This window comes from Xanthomonas sp. D-99, assembly GCF_017746145.1.
GTDB lineage: Bacteria > Pseudomonadota > Gammaproteobacteria > Xanthomonadales > Xanthomonadaceae > Xanthomonas > Xanthomonas cissicola.
The window spans coordinates 96448-111704 of record NZ_JAGHWU010000041.1; the positions used below are offsets into that span (position 1 = coordinate 96448).

Below are 15257 nucleotides of genomic sequence, written 5' to 3' on the forward strand. Positions count from 1 at the left end.
GCGCATACGTGGCACCTGCTGCAGCAAGCAGCGCCCGCGCCAGCCTGTCGAGGAGGGCAGTCGTTTCGTCAGCCGCTCAGAGTTGCTGGCAATGAACTGACGCGTCGATCGACGCTCAGGCAATCAACCGTTGTAGCGCGGGGTTGTCGTTGTCCTGCTTCCATACCAGATGCAGCTCCACCGGCGTAGCAGGCGTTTCATCGCGCAGCGGCAGGTAGACGATGCCGGCGTAGCGCAGGCCGCTGGCGCCTTCCGGCACCAAGGCCATGCCCATGCCGCCGCGCACCAGCGCCAGCACCGAATGGATCTGGCTGACGTATTGCACCGAGCGCGGTGCGATGCTGCGCGCACCGAACAACTGTGCAAGCAGATCATAGAAATAGCGCGCTTCGTCCGGTGCGTAATTGACCAAAGGCCGGCCGTCGAAATCCTGCAGGCACAGGCTGTCGCGCTGCGCCAGTGGCGAGTCTTCGGGCAGTGCGGCGATCAGCGGTTCGCGTGCAACGCAGCGGCTGTGCAGGCCCTGGCGCTGGATCGGCGGACGCAGCAGGCCGATATCCAGCCGCCCTGCATCCAGTGCATCCAGTTGCGCCAGGCTGACCATCTCCTTGAGTTGCAGGTCCACATCCGGCGCCTCGTTGCGCCAGCGCGCAATGGCCTCGGGCAGGAAGCGATAACTGGCCCCTGCGGTAAAACCCACCGACACGCTGCCGGCATCGCCGGTGCCGATCCGGCGCGCGCGCAGGCCGGCGTTTTCGGCCATGCGCAGGATCGCGCGCGCTTCGGCCAGCAGGCTGCGCCCGGCCTGGGTCAGCCGCACGTGGCGGCTATTGCGCTCCAGCAATGCGGTGCCGACGCTGTGCTCCAACAGTTGAATCTGCCGGCTGAGTGGCGGCTGGGTCATGTTCAGGCGCTCGGCCGCGCGCCGGAAGTGCAGTTCGTCGGCAACGGCGACGAAGCAACGAAGTTGCTGCAGATCGAACATGGTGAAGGTCTCGCAGGAAAAAACCGCACAAGTAATGCTGCACCCGCAACATCTATAGCTGGCGTGCGCTGATGAATAGGCGCGTGCCGCGTTGCCGGGCGACTGACGGGCGCAACCATTGATAATTACAAAGGATCGAAAAAAGCGTTGCAAAGCAGTCATTTGCGATGCATTAACGCGACGCGTGACGCGGTTGATCCAATTGATGTATCAAACAATACGTCCTTTGGTTTGGACTAGCAACGATCTGCCGCCCCAGGATCAATCGCATCCCCCGCCCAGGAGCGTTTGCCCGATGAGCAGCAGATACACACCGACCGAAATGGCCCAGGCGCTTGGCTCCGGTCTGTTGTCGTTTCCGGTTACCCATTTCGATGCCGACCTGGCCTTCGATGAGCCCGCATACCGCAGCAATCTGGACTGGCTGTCTTCGCATCCGGCGGCCGGCCTGTTTGCCGCCGGCGGCACCGGTGAGCTGTTTTCGCTGACGCTGGACGAAGTGAACCGCGCGGTGCGCGCGGCAGTGACCCAGACTGCCGGCCGCATGCCGGTGATCGCGCCGGCCGGCTACGGCACTGCCATTGCGATCGAGATGGCGCAGGCCGCCGAGCGCAACGATGCCGACGGCATTCTGCTGTTTCCGCCCTACCTGACCGAGTGCGATGCCGACGGCGTGGCCGACCATGTCGAGCGCGTCTGCAAGGCGACCTCGCTGGGCGTGATCGTCTACGGTCGCGCCAACGCAAAACTGGACGATGTGACGCTGGCGCGCCTGGCCGAACGCTGCCCGAATCTGGTCGGCTACAAGGATGGCATCGGCGATGTGGATCGCATGACCCGCATCTATGCGCGGCTGGGCGACCGGCTGCTGTACGTGGGCGGCCTGCCCACCGCCGAAACCTTCGCGCTGCCGTATCTGGAAATGGGCGTTACCACGTATTCGTCGGCCATCTTCAATTTCCTCCCGGAATGGGCGCTGGCGTTTTACGCCGCCGTGCGCGCACGCGACCACACCACCATCTACCGCGAGCTCAACGACTTCGTGTTGCCGTATACGGTGTTGCGCAATCGTCGCGCAGGCTACGCGGTGTCCATCGTCAAGGCCGGCATGCGTGCGGTCGGCCGCCCGGCGGGGCCGGTGCGCACGCCGCTGGCCGATCTGACCGAGGCCGAATCCGCACACCTCAAGCAACTGATCGGAGGACGCCGCTGATGCATGCCATCCAGGGTGAATCGTTGATCGGGCAGCGCTGCGTGCAAGGCGCCGGTGCGCAATTTCATGCGGTGGATGCGGCCAGTGGCGAGTCGCTGCAGCCGGTGTTCGGCTCGGTGAGTGCGCAGGATCTGGAGCAAGCCTGCGCATTGGCGCATGCAGCTTTCGATCTCTATCGTGAAACCTCGCTGGAAGTGCGTGCGAAATTTCTGGAGACCATTGCCGAGCAGATCCTGGCGCTGGGCGATGCCTTGATCGAACGCGCCATGCGCGAAAGCGGCCTGCCGCGCGCGCGCCTGGAAGGCGAGCGCGGTCGCACCGTGGGCCAACTGCGTCTGTTCGCCAACGTGGTGCGCGAAGGCAGCTGGCTGCGGCCGCGCATCGATCCCGCGCTGCCGCAGCGCACGCCATTGCCGCGTGCGGATCTGCGCCAGCGGCATATCGCACTGGGTCCGGTGGCAGTATTCGGCGCGAGTAACTTCCCGCTGGCGTTTTCGGTGGCCGGCGGCGACACGGTGTCGGCATTGGCGGCCGGCTGCCCGGTGGTGGTGAAGGCGCATGGCGCACATCCCGGCACTTCGGAACTGGTGGGCCGCGCGATCCAGGCGGCGGTGGCGCAGTGCGGCTTGCCCGAGGGCGTGTTCTCGCTGCTGTTCGATGCAGGGATCGAAATCGGTGCGCAATTGGTGGCCGATGCACGCATCAAGGCGGTGGGCTTCACCGGGTCGCGTGGCGGCGGCATGGCATTGGTCAGGATCGCTGCCGCCCGCCGCGAGCCGATTCCTGTGTATGCGGAAATGAGTGCGATCAATCCGGTGTACTTGTTGCCGCATGCGCTGCAGGCGCGCGCGCCCGCACTGGGCAAGGCCTTCGTTGGTTCGTTGACCCTGGGCGCGGGCCAGTTCTGCACCAATCCCGGCTTGCTGCTGGCGATCGATTCGCCTGCGCTGGATGCGTTTATCGCCTCCGTCACGCACACGCTGCAGGAGGTGTCTCCGGCCGCCATGCTGACGGCAGGCATCGGCCAGGCCTATGCGCAAGGCGTGCAACGCCTGGCCGCACATCCGCAGGTCGCCACGCTGGCGCGCGGCGCAGCCTCGGCGACGGAGCGCTGCCCGGCTGCGTTGTTCGGTACCGACGCCGACGCATTTTTGGCCGATGAGGCGCTGCAGGCCGAAGTCTTCGGTGCGTCGTCGTTGCTGGTCCGTTGCAGGGATATCGAGCAGCTGCGCGCGCTGAGCGAGCACCTGGAAGGCCAGCTCACCGCCACCTTGCATATGGACGCAGCCGACACCGAGTTGGCCGCCGCGCTGCTGCCGGTGCTGTAGCGCAAGGCCGGCCGCATCCTGGTCAACGATTGGCCCACCGGCGTGGAGGTCTGCCACGCGATGGTGCACGGCGGCCCGTTCCCGGCCACGTCCGACAGCCGCAGTACCTCGGTCGGCACGTTGGCGATCGATCGCTTCCTGCGCCCGGTCTGTTACCAGGATCTGCCGGCGGCGCTGCTGCCTGCGGCGGTGGCCAACGGAAATCCCCTCGGACTATGGCGACGCATCGACGGCGCGCTGGGGCACGACTGACAACCGCAGCGGCAACCATGCCTGAGGCGTGCCGGAGGAGGGTCTGGTACGCCATCTGCAGGCGCCATTTGGAGTAGCGAAGCGCACTGCGCTTCCATCGTCATAGGTGAGGAACGATGATGGCTATCGATTCAAAGACGGTCGGTTCAACGACGGTTCCGCGCAGGCGTTACTTGATCCTGCTGATGTTGTTCGTGGTGACCACGATCAACTATGCCGATCGCGCCACCTTGTCCATTGCCGGTTCCGCGGTCCAGGATGCGCTGGGCATCGACGCGCTGCAGATGGGCGTCATCTTCTCCGCGTTCGGCTGGGCGTATGTCGTCGGGCAGATCCCCGGTGGCTGGTTGCTCGATCGGTTCGGGTCGCGGCGTGTGTACGGGTTGTCGTTGCTGGTCTGGTCGTTGTTCACCGCCCTGCAGGGGTTCATCGGCTGGGTGCCGGTGACCTGGGCAGTGACCACGTTGTTCGTGCTGCGCTTTCTGGTGGGTATTGCCGAAGCGCCGTCGTTCCCGGGCAACAGCCGCATCGTGGCGGCATGGTTTCCCACCGCCGAGCGCGGACTGGCTGCCTCCATCTTCAATTCCGCACAGTACTTCGCCACCGTGGCGTTCGCCCCGTTGATGGGCTGGCTGGTGCATGCCTGGGGCTGGGAACACGTGTTCCTGGTGATGGGTGGAGTAGGCGTATTGCTGGCGCTACTGTGGCGCAAGACCATCTACGCACCGCGCGAACATCCGCGTTTGAGCGCGCAGGAGCTGGACTATATCCAGCGCAACGGCGCACTGGTGGATATGGAGCAGGGCAACACGCCCGGCAGCCAGCCCAATGGCACGCAATGGCATTACGCCAAGCAGCTGTTGTGCAATCGCATGTTGCTCGGCGTGTACATCGGACAGTACTGCATCACCACGCTGACCTATTTCTTCCTGACCTGGTTTCCGGTGTATCTGGTCAGGGAACGCGGCATGTCGATCCTCGAGGCAGGCTTCGTGGCGTCGTTGCCGGCGGTCTGCGGATTCATCGGTGGCGTCTTGGGTGGCTACGTGTCCGACCGTATGGTGCGGCGCGGCTATTCGCTCACCGTCTCGCGCAAGACACCCATCGTGATCGGCATGCTGATGTCGGTGACGATGATCGGCTGCAACTACGTGCAGGCCGAATGGATGGTGGTTGGGCTGATGGCGCTGGCGTTCTTCGGCAAGGGCATCGGCGCGCTGGGCTGGGCCGTGGTGGCCGATACCTCGCCCAAGGAAATCGCCGGCCTGTCCGGTGGCCTGTTCAATACCTTCGGCAACATCGCCGGCATCACCACGCCGATTGTCATCGGCTACATCGTGTCCACCACCGGCACCTTCGAATGGGCTTTGGTGTTCGTTGGGCTCAACGCACTGCTGGCGGTGGTGTCCTATCTGGTGATCGTGGGCGAAATCAAGCGGGTGGAACTCAAGGCGCCGCCCGGCGGCCCGACGTTGCCCGTGCCCGCACTGCGTTGAACGTCTTCGGAGAATTCTCATGAATAGCCATACATCATCTGCAGGCATGGGCACCACGCCACGCGTTACCGACGTGCGCGTGGTGCCAGTGGCCGGCCAGGACAGCATGCTGCTCAACCTCAGCGGCGCGCACGCACCGTACTTCACCCGCAACGTGCTGGTGTTGCGCGATTCGTCCGGGCGCACCGGTGTCGGCGAAGTACCGGGCGGCGCTGCCATCGCCGGATTGTTGAACGAAGCGGCCGCCCTCATTCGCAACCGCTCCATCGCCGATTACCAGCGCATCCTCAACCAGGTGCGCACCGCCTTCGCCGATCGCGATAGCGCCGGACGCGGGCTGCAGACCTTCGATCTGCGCATCACCATCCATGCGGTCACCGCCATCGAAGCGGCGTTGCTGGATCTGCTGGGGCAATTTCTCGATCAACCGGTCGCCGCGCTGCTCGGCGAAGGCCAGCAGCGCGATGCGGTCGATGTGCTGGGCTATCTGTTCTTCATCGGTGACCGCCGCAAGACCGGGCTCGATTACCGCGACGGCAGCGCTGTAAGCGATGCCTGGGAAGCGGTGCGCGACCAGGAAGCCCTGACCCCTGCGGCGGTGGTGCGGCTGGCCGAAGCGGCGTACGAAAAATACGGCTTTCGCGATTTCAAGCTCAAGGGCGGCGTGCTGCGCGGCGAAGACGAGATCGAGGCCATCCACGCGCTGCATGCACGCTTTCCGCAGGCGCGCATCACCCTCGACCCCAACGGTGCGTGGTCGTTGGCGCAGGCCATCGCGCTGTGCCGCGACATGCACGGCGTGATGGCGTATGCCGAGGATCCGTGCGGGGCCGAGCAAGGTTACTCCGGCCGCGAAGTGATGGCCGAATTCCGTCGCGCCACCGGCCTGCCCACCGCGACCAACATGATCGCCACCGACTGGCGTCAGATGGGCCACGCCATCCAGTTGCAGTCGGTGGATATTCCGCTGGCGGATCCGCATTTCTGGACGCTGCAGGGCTCGGTGCGGGTGGCGCAACTGTGCCGCGACTGGGGCCTGACCTGGGGCTCGCATTCCAACAACCATTTCGATATCTCGCTGGCGATGTTCACCCACGTGGCGGCCGCAGCGCCGGGACAGGTGACGGCGATCGATACGCACTGGATCTGGCAGGACGGCCAACGTCTGACCCGCAACCCGTTGCAGATCGCCGGCGGTCGGATAACGGTGCCGGCCAAACCCGGCCTGGGCGTGGAGTTGGACATGGATGCACTCGACGCGGCGCATCGCACCTATCAAAGCCTGAGCCTGGGCGCACGCGATGACGCGGCCGCCATGCAGGCGCTGATTCCCAACTGGACCTTCGACAACAAGCGGCCGTGCCTGGTGCGCTGATGCGCACCGCTGCCTGCTGCCGGAGCGCCGGCAGCGGCACATGGCCGCGAGTTCGCCGCAGGTGGAGGACCGAGCAATGAAAACCATGATGGCAATCAGCGGCGCCGCGCTGCTGGCGGTCGGTGCGGCCGGGCGTGCGCGTGCGCAGCAGCCGGACGAAGGATTCTGGAATGGCGCATCGGCGGAGGTCACCGCGCTCAACTTCTACTACAACCGCGATTTTCGCAGTGGCGCAGGGCAGGGCAAGCGTGCCGAATGGGCGCAGGGCTTCGTGGTGGATGCCAAGAGCGGTTACACGCGTGGGCCGGTGGGGGCCGGGCTGGATCTGCTCGGCATCGGCGATTTCAAGCTCGACGGCGTGCGTGCAGAAGCCGGCACCGGTCTGCTTCCCAACAACGCCGACGGCACAGCGCAGCATGCATTGGTGCGTGTTGCGCCCACGCTCAAACTGCGCGCCTCGCAGACCGAACTGAAATGGGGCAGCTTCATTCCAAACGAGCCGTTGGTGCGCGCCAGCATCACCCGCATCATGCCGGAGACGTTCCAAGGCGTGACGCTGGAATCCAAGGACGTGCCCAAGCTCGACCTGCTGCTCGCACGCTTTACCAGCGCCTGGTATCGCGACGGCGATTCGCGCGTGCCGATCACCTTGACCAACAAGAACCGGCGCTTTCTGGGGACGCCGGATTCGGATGCGCTCGATCTGGTATCGGCGACCTACGCCCTGGCACCCGGCACGCAGCTGCGCTATCAAGGTGCCTTGATGGAAGACATCTACCGCCAGCAGCTGTACAACCTGATCCAGACGCGGAAATTCGGCAAGGACCAACTGCGCGTAGATGTGCGCTATTTCCGCACCGACGATATCGGCCAGTCGCGTGCCGGCCCGATCGACAACCGCATGGTCAGCAGCATGGTGTCCTGGCGCAGCGGTGACCACGAAGTCGGCGCCGGCTATCAGAAGTTATCCGGGCCCAGCGCCATGCCATGGCCGGGCGGCACCGATGGCAATGTCTTCAACTGGACCTTCATCAACGACTTTCTCGAACGTGGCGAACGCAGTTGGCAGCTGCGCTACAGCATCGACGGCAAGAGCATCGGCATCCCCGGTCTCAGCGTCATGGCGCGCTATATCAGTGGCGACAGCGCACGCCCGGCCACCTTTGCCGGCGAAGGCCGCGAATGGGCGCGCGATGTGTTGACCACCTACCAGTTCCAGAGCGAGCGCTTCAAGCACCTGAGCCTGATCTGGTTCAACGGCACCTTCCGCTCCAACTATCAGCGCAATGTCGATGAAAACCGCTTGATCCTGCAGTACCGGCGTCAGTTCGACAGCCCCGACCGCTGATGCCTTCCATCCCCCGTTTTGCAAGGTAGCCCCCCGATGTCCGCAACCCAGCAACCCACGCATTGGTTCAGCATCCGTGCCCATGCCCGCGACAACGTCGCCATCGTCGTCAATGATGATAGTGCGCCAGCCGGTGCCATCTTCCCGGACGGTCTGACCGCCATCGAGCACATTCCGCAGGGCCACAAGATGGCCCTGGTGGATCTGCCCGCAGGCGCGGCGGTGATCCGCCTGGGCGCGGTCATTGGCACGGCCAATGCCGCGATCGCGCGCGGCGCCTGGGTGAGCGAGCCGCTGCTGGACATGCCCGAGGCGCCCGAGCTGGCCACGCTGGACCTGTCGCTGCATCCGGCGCATGAATCCGAACCGCTGGAGGGCTACACCTTTCAGGGCTACCGCAATCGCGACGGGAGTGTGGGCACGCGCAACATCCTGGGCATCATGACCAGCGTGCAGTGCGTGGTTGGCGTGCTCGGGCATGCGGTGGAACGCATCCGGGCCGAGTTGCTGCCCAGGTATCCCAATGTCGATGACGTGGTGGCGGTCAATCATGTCTACGGTTGCGGCGTGGCGATCACCGCGCCGGAGGCGATCATTCCCATCCGCACGCTGCGCAATATCGCGCGTAGCCCCAACTTCGGCGGACAGGCGTTGATCGTCGGCCTGGGCTGCGAAAAGCTCGCACCGGAACGCTTGCTCCCCGACGATGCCGGTGCCGACGACAGCGCTGTCTACCGTCTGCAGGAAGCCAGCCTGGGCTTTGCCGACATGGTCGGCTCGATCATGGCCATGGCCGAAGAGCGGCTGCGCCATCTGGACCTGCGCCGCCGCGAAACCGTCCCGGCCAGCGAACTGGTGGTGGGCATGCAATGCGGCGGCAGCGATGCGTTTTCCGGCGTCACCGCCAACCCGGGCCTGGGTGTGGCCGCCGACCTGCTGGTGCGTGCCGGGGCCACGGTGATGTTCTCCGAAAACACCGAAGTGCGCGACGGCATCCATCTGCTGGTGCCACGCGCGGCCAACGCCGACGTGGCCAAGGCGCTGCTGCGCGAAATGGCCTGGTACGACACCTATCTGGCACGCGGGCAGGCCGACCGCAGTGCCAACACCACGCCGGGCAACAAGAAGGGCGGGCTGGCCAATATCGTGGAGAAGGCGATGGGCTCGATCGCCAAGTCCGGTTCCTCGGTCATCAATGGCGTGGTGCCGCCCGGCGAGCGGGTCAAAGGCCGTGGATTGCAGTACTGCGCCACCCCGGCCAGCGATTTCGTCTGCGGCACGCTACAGGTGGCTGCCGGCATGAACCTGCATGTGTTCACCACCGGGCGCGGCACTCCCTATGGCCTGGGCATGGTGCCGGTGATCAAGGTCGCCACCCGCAGCGAACTGGCGCAACGCTGGTCCGACCTGATGGACATCGATGCCGGCGGCGTGGCCACCGGCGCCAAGACGCTGGAAGAACTGGGTTGGGAGTTGTTCCAGCGCTATCTGGATGTGGCCAGCGGCCAGCGCACCTGGACTGAGCAGCATCGCCTGCACAACGACCTGGCGTTGTTCAATCCGGCGCCGATTACCTGAGTTGCCATACCCTGCGCCTTCACTGCGTTCGCTCAGCCGTCGCATGCGCCGATACAATGCGCGTTCGTTTTCAGTGTTGACGGAGTTGCCATGTCCCAGATCATCCATACCGACCAGGCGCCTGCCGCCATCGGCCCGTATTCGCAGGCCGTGCGTGCCGGCAACACCGTGTATTTCTCCGGCCAGATCCCGTTGGACCCGGCCACCGGCGAGATCGTGCCAGGCGACATCGGCGCGCAGGCGCGGCGTGCGTTCGACAACCTCAAGGCGGTGGCCGAAGCGGCCGGCGGCTCGCTCGACAAGATCGTGCGCCTGGGCCTGTATCTCACCGACCTGGGGCAGTTTGCTGCCGTCAACGCGGTGATGCAGGAGTATTTCCAGGCACCGTTCCCGGCGCGTTCGACCATCGAAGTCTCCGGCCTGCCCAAGGGTGCCGGCTTCGAAGTCGATGCGATGATGGTGCTTGAGTGATGGTGCTCGCGTGATCCTGCGCCGCTGATCGGCCGTGTCGCGCACGCGTGTCGTCACACCGGGCCTGGCCGTGGCCGGCCAGGCCCGGCTGTCCAGCCTACCCGGTGTCGGCCCGAAAGTGGCCGACAGGTTCGCTGCGCGCGGCATCCTGAGCGTGCAGGACCTGTGGCTGCATCTGCCGCTGCGTTACGAAGACCGCACGCGCTTGACCACCATCGCGCAGCTGCAAGGTGGCGTGCCGGCGCAGATCGAAGGGCGCGTGGAGGCGGTGGAGCGCGGCTTCCGCTTCCGGCCGGTGCTGCGCGTGGCAGTGTCCGACGCGTCGCATGGCACGCTGGTGCTGCGCTTCTTTCATTTTCGTGCGGCGCAGGTGGCGCAGTTCGCCGTCGGCACGCGGGTGCGCGTGTTCGGCACACCCAAGCCCGGGCAGTACGGCTGGGAGATCGTGCACCCCAGTTACCGCGTGCTCGCGCCGGACGAAGATGCCGGGTTGGGCGACAGTCTGGATCCGGTGTATCCGGTGCTCGAAGGCGTTGGCCCGGCCACGTTGCGCAAGCTCATCGGTCAGGCGCTGGAGCGTCTGCCGCCCGAAAGTGCGCTGGAATTGTTGCCGCCGCACTGGCTGCAGGACGAGCGATTGCCCTCATTGCGCGCGGCGTTGCTCACCATGCATCGCCCGCCGGTCGGCACTGATCCACAGCAACTGCTCGCCGGAGGCCATCCGGCCCAGCAGCGCCTGGCGATCGAGGAATTGCTGGCCCACCAACTCAGCCTGCGCCGGCAACGCATCGCATTGCAGCGTTTGCACGCGCCCAGCCTGCCCGGCAACGGCACATTGGTGCAGCAATTGCGCAAGGCGCTGCCGTTCCAGCTGACCGGCGCGCAACAACGCGTGTTCGAGCAGATTGCGCATGACCTTGCGCAACCCTCGCCGATGCTGCGGCTGGTACAGGGCGATGTCGGCAGCGGCAAGACTGTGGTCGCCGCACTGGCGGCAATGTTGGCGGTGGAGCAGGGCAAACAGGTCGCACTTGCCGCGCCCACCGAATTGCTGGCCGAGCAGCACCTCGCCAATCTGCGTAGCTGGTTGGAACCATTGGGCATCCGCATCGTCTGGCTGGCCGGCAAGGTCACCGGCAAGGCGCGCGCTGCAGCGATGGCCGAGGTCGCCTCTGGTCAGGCGCAGGTCGTGGTCGGCACGCATGCGCTGATGCAGGAAGCGGTAGTCTTCCACGATCTGGCGTTGGCCATCATCGACGAGCAACACCGCTTCGGCGTGCATCAGCGCCTTGCGCTGCGCGACAAGGGGGCGGCGGCGGGAAGCGTGCCGCATCAACTGGTGATGACCGCCACGCCCATCCCGCGCACATTGGCGATGTCTGCTTACGCAGATCTGGATGTTTCGGCCATCGACCAATTGCCGCCTGGCCGCACGCCGGTGCAGACGATCGTACTGAGCGCGGAGCGCCGGCCCGAGTTGGTCGAACGTATCCGCGCCGCCTGTGCCGAAGGGCGTCAGGCGTATTGGGTGTGCACGCTGATCGAAGAAAGCGAAGAACCCGGGAAAGGCGCGCAAGTCCAGCAAGGCGGGCCGCCACGCATCGAAGCGCAGGCGGCCGAAGTTACCTTCGAGGCCTTGTCGGCGCAGTTGCCGGGCGTGCGGGTGGCGCTGGTGCACGGCCGCATGAAGCCAGCCGAAAAGCAGAAGGCCATGCTGGATTTCAAGCAAGGCCGCAGCGACCTGCTGGTGGCCACCACCGTGATCGAAGTCGGCGTGGACGTGCCCAATGCATCGTTGATGATCATCGAAAATGCCGAGCGGCTTGGCCTGGCCCAGTTGCACCAGTTGCGCGGCCGGGTCGGTCGCGGTGCGGCCGCTTCCAGTTGCGTGTTGCTGTACCAGGCACCGTTGTCGATGATGGCGCGTCAGCGTCTGGAGACCATGCGCCAGACCAACGACGGTTTCGTGATCGCGGAGAAGGATCTCCAATTGCGTGGCCCGGGCGAATTGCTTGGCACCCGGCAAACCGGTCTGGCCAGTTTCCGCATCGCCGATCTGGCGCGCGACGCCGGCCTGCTGCCGCGCGTGCAGGTGCTGGCCGAACGTCTGCTGGCCGAAGCGCCAGACATTGCCGACCGCGTGGTCGAACGCTGGATCGGCGGGGCGGTGCGGTATGCGGCCGCTTGAGCGGCCGGGATTCGGGATTCGTAACAGCGCGGCGGCTGCGCGCTGCTGATTCGCGTGACTGGCCGATCCTTGCGAAGATGCCGCAACGAATCCCGAATGCCCAATCCCGAATCCCATGACTGACAAGATACCGCTGCTGATCGATACCGACCCCGGCGTGGACGACGCCTTGGCGCTGCTGATGGCCTTTAACGACAGCCGCCATGAGGTCGTCGGCCTGACCATCGCCGCCGGCAATGTCGGCCTGCAGTACACGGTGCGCAACGCCTTGAAGGTCTGCGAGATCGCTGGCCGCGCCGATGTGCCGGTCTACGCCGGCTGCCCGCAGCCGTTGCTGCACCCGTCGGTGGATGCGGCGCACGTGCACGGTCTCGACGGCTTCGGCGATATCGGTCTGGCACCGTCCAAGCGCACTGCCGAAGCCGAGCATGCCGCGCTCGCCATTCTGCGTCTGTCGCATCAACACGCCGGCAAGCTGTTGCTGGTCGCACTCGGCCCGCTGACCAACCTCGCGCTGGCACTCACGCTGGATCCGACCCTGCCGCAGCGCGTGGCGCGCCTGGTCGTCATGGGCGGGGCATTGACCGGGCATGGCAACATCACCGCCGCGGCCGAGTTCAATATCGGTTTCGACCCGGAAGCGGCGCATATCGTGTTCCGCGGTTTTCCGCAGTTCGACGTGGCCGACTGGGAAGCCACCATCGCGCACGGCCTGCTGCACCGGGACGTGGAACAGTGGCTGGCGGCCGATTCCGCCCGCGCCCGGTTCTACGAGGAGATCTCGCGCAAGACCCGGCTGTGGTCCGAAGACAGCCGCGGCGAGTACTGGTATGCCGCCGACGCGCTGGCGATGGCTTTCGCCCTGCACCCGGAAGGCGCGCAGCGGCTGGAGCAGCGCCCGGTACACATCGAACTGTCCGGTGCGCATACCCGTGGCATGACCCTGGTGGACTGGAACCGGCAGGGCGGGACGCCCGACAATGCCAATCTGCTGCTGGCCTATGACATCCAGCAGTTCTACGGGCTGGTAGGGGCGGCCCTGGCGGCGAACTGAGGCGACCTTGCACCGGCTGCCTGGGCGCAGCTATAATGCCCGGCTTATCCAGGCAGCCCGGCGCCAAGTCCATGAAAGATAACGTTCATCCCAACTACAAAGACGTCGTCTTTCACGACGTGACGTCCGATTTCAAGATTCTGACCCGTTCCACCATGACCTCGAAAGAGACCGTGAAGTGGGAAGACGGCCAGGAATATCCGCTGATCAAGGTGGAAATTTCCTCGTCCTCGCACCCGTTCTATACCGGCAAGCACAAGGTGATCGACACCGGCGGCCGTATCGACAAGTTCCAGAAGCGCTACGCGCGCTGAACTTGCAGGACGGGCTGTACCGGCAGCGGCCGCGCATTGCGCGGCCGTTGTTTTTTTGGGCGCTGAACGCTTCGCCTGTATGCCTGGCGCGACGCGTCTACGACTTCTGTCCAAGCGACGGCCAAAATGCTGCTGTGCGATAATGGCCTGATCCGAGGCGATGCCTTGGACTTCCATCACGTGCCTGCCCATGTGGGATCAGGCGCCTTCCACTGAAGGAGCGTACACAGTGTCCGATCTTGATCAGGTCACGCTCAACGCCGGCGACAAGTCGGTCGTTCTGCCGGTTCTCAAGCCCACGCTTGGCAATGATTGCGTCGATATCTCCAAGCTGACCAAAGAAACCGGTCTGTTCACCTACGACTCGGGCTTCACCGCCACCGCCAGCTGCAAGTCGGCCATCACCTACATCGATGGCGACAATGGCGTGTTGCTGTATCGCGGCTACCCGATCGAACAGCTGGCCGAAAAGTCCAGCTTCCTCGAGGTCTCGTACCTGCTGATGAACGGCGAACTGCCGACGGCGGACGAATTCAAGAAGTTCGACCACGAAGTGACGCATCACACGATGATGCACGAGTCGCTGAAGAACTTCCTCGGTGGTTTCCGTCATGACGCGCACCCGATGGCCATGCTGGCCGGCTCGGTCGCCTCGCTGTCTGCGTTCTACCATGACACCCTGGACCTCAACGATCCGGAGCAGCGCCGTCAGGCCGCCATCCGTCTGATCGCCAAGGTGCCGACCCTGGCGGCTGCCGCGTACCGTTATTCGATCGGCTGGCCGATCCGCTACCCGCGCAACAACCTGAACTACGTCGATCGCTTCCTGCACATGATGTTCGAAGTGCCGAGCGAGCCGCTGGAGATCAATCCGGTCGTTGCCAAGGCCCTGGATCTGCTGTTCATCCTGCACGCCGACCACGAGCAGAACGCCTCGACCTCGACCGTGCGTCTGGTCGGCTCGACCGGTGCCAACCCGTACGCCTCGGTCGCAGCGGGCATCACCGCGCTGTGGGGCCCGGCACACGGTGGCGCCAACGAAGCCGTGCTGAAGATGCTGGAAGAGATCGGCACCGCCGACAACGTCGAGTCCGCCGTGGCCAAGGCCAAGGACAAGAATTCCTCGTTCCGTCTGATGGGCTTCGGTCACCGCGTCTACAAGAACTTCGACCCGCGCGCCAAGATCATCCGTGAGATGACCCACAAGGTGCTGGGCGAGCTGGGCGTGAACGACCCGCTGCTGGAAGTGGCGCTGAAGCTGGAAGAGGCCGCGCTGAAGGACGACTACTTCGTGCAGCGCAAGCTGTATCCGAACGTCGACTTCTACTCGGGCATCATCTACAAGGCGCTCAATATCCCGGTGGAAATGTTCACCGTGATGTTCGCCATCGCACGCACCGCAGGCTGGGTGTCGCATTGGCTGGAACAGCAGGTCGACCCGGAAATGAAGATCGGCCGTCCGCGCCAGATCTACACCGGCTACGACAAGCGCGATTACACCGACAGCGCCAAGCGCTGATCGGCCCACGCGTACCTGCGTAAACGAACGCCCCGCCTTGCGGGGCGTTTGCATTTGGACGGTTGCGTGGCGGTGGATCTTCCAACAAAGCGGGACGCTGTGGTGGCGAGTGGCGAGTGCCAACCGGCGACCGGCG

13 protein-coding genes are annotated in these 15257 nt (G+C 65.0%); 12 read left to right on the forward strand and 1 reads right to left on the reverse strand.

Annotated features, from left to right (window positions below; translation table 11 throughout):
- Positions 1-115: 115 nt before the first annotated feature.
- Positions 116-985, reverse strand: coding sequence for a LysR family transcriptional regulator (locus tag J7360_RS14590; RefSeq protein ID WP_007967643.1), 870 nt, complete (start codon positions 983-985; stop codon positions 116-118).
- 295 nt (positions 986-1280) lie between these two features.
- On the opposite strand from J7360_RS14590, the gene kdgD reads away from it, so the two are divergent.
- The 12 genes from kdgD to J7360_RS14645 all read left to right on the forward strand — a co-directional run bounded on the left by kdgD (position 1281) and on the right by J7360_RS14645 (position 15121).
- Positions 1281-2198, forward strand: a complete 918-nt coding sequence (kdgD, locus tag J7360_RS14595) for a 5-dehydro-4-deoxyglucarate dehydratase (RefSeq protein ID WP_057661612.1) — start codon at positions 1281-1283, stop codon at positions 2196-2198.
- A complete protein-coding gene (locus J7360_RS14600; RefSeq protein WP_244667813.1) occupies positions 2198-3526 on the forward strand; it encodes an aldehyde dehydrogenase (NADP(+)) in 1329 nt (442 codons plus the stop codon). Before kdgD ends, J7360_RS14600 begins: the two co-directional genes overlap by 1 nt.
- Before the next feature lie 42 nt (positions 3527-3568).
- The gene (locus tag J7360_RS21430; protein WP_244667814.1) at positions 3569-3778 is read left to right on the forward strand and encodes a hypothetical protein; all 210 of its coding nucleotides are present in this window, start codon (positions 3569-3571) and stop codon (positions 3776-3778) included.
- A 116-nt stretch (positions 3779-3894) separates the two neighbouring features.
- The gene (locus tag J7360_RS14605) at positions 3895-5274 is read left to right on the forward strand and encodes an MFS transporter (protein WP_057661613.1); all 1380 of its coding nucleotides are present in this window, start codon (positions 3895-3897) and stop codon (positions 5272-5274) included.
- A 19-nt stretch (positions 5275-5293) separates the two neighbouring features.
- Positions 5294-6649: a glucarate dehydratase gene (gudD, locus tag J7360_RS14610; protein ID WP_057661616.1), complete on the forward strand. Its 1356-nt coding sequence runs from the start codon at positions 5294-5296 to the stop codon at positions 6647-6649.
- Positions 6650-6725: 76 nt separating this feature from the next.
- On the forward strand, positions 6726-7997 hold the full coding sequence (locus J7360_RS14615; protein ID WP_057661631.1) for an OprD family porin: 1272 nt from the start codon (positions 6726-6728) through the stop codon (positions 7995-7997).
- Positions 7998-8033: 36 nt separating this feature from the next.
- The gene (gene garD, locus J7360_RS14620) at positions 8034-9575 is read left to right on the forward strand and encodes a galactarate dehydratase (protein WP_209034132.1); all 1542 of its coding nucleotides are present in this window, start codon (positions 8034-8036) and stop codon (positions 9573-9575) included.
- 90 nt (positions 9576-9665) lie between these two features.
- Positions 9666-10046: a RidA family protein gene (locus J7360_RS14625; protein ID WP_057661620.1), complete on the forward strand. Its 381-nt coding sequence runs from the start codon at positions 9666-9668 to the stop codon at positions 10044-10046.
- A gap of 34 nt (positions 10047-10080) precedes the next feature.
- Positions 10081-12234: an ATP-dependent DNA helicase RecG gene (gene recG, locus J7360_RS14630; protein ID WP_057661622.1), complete on the forward strand. Its 2154-nt coding sequence runs from the start codon at positions 10081-10083 to the stop codon at positions 12232-12234.
- Between the two features lie 115 nt (positions 12235-12349).
- Positions 12350-13288 carry a nucleoside hydrolase gene (locus J7360_RS14635; RefSeq protein WP_057661624.1) on the forward strand — a complete coding sequence of 313 codons (939 nt, stop codon included), beginning with the start codon at positions 12350-12352 and terminating at the stop codon, positions 13286-13288.
- Positions 13289-13359: 71 nt separating this feature from the next.
- Positions 13360-13602, forward strand: coding sequence for a type B 50S ribosomal protein L31 (locus J7360_RS14640; RefSeq protein WP_005911911.1), 243 nt, complete (start codon positions 13360-13362; stop codon positions 13600-13602).
- A 229-nt stretch (positions 13603-13831) separates the two neighbouring features.
- Positions 13832-15121, forward strand: coding sequence for a citrate synthase (locus tag J7360_RS14645; protein ID WP_003486167.1), 1290 nt, complete (start codon positions 13832-13834; stop codon positions 15119-15121).
- Positions 15122-15257 lie beyond the last annotated feature (136 nt).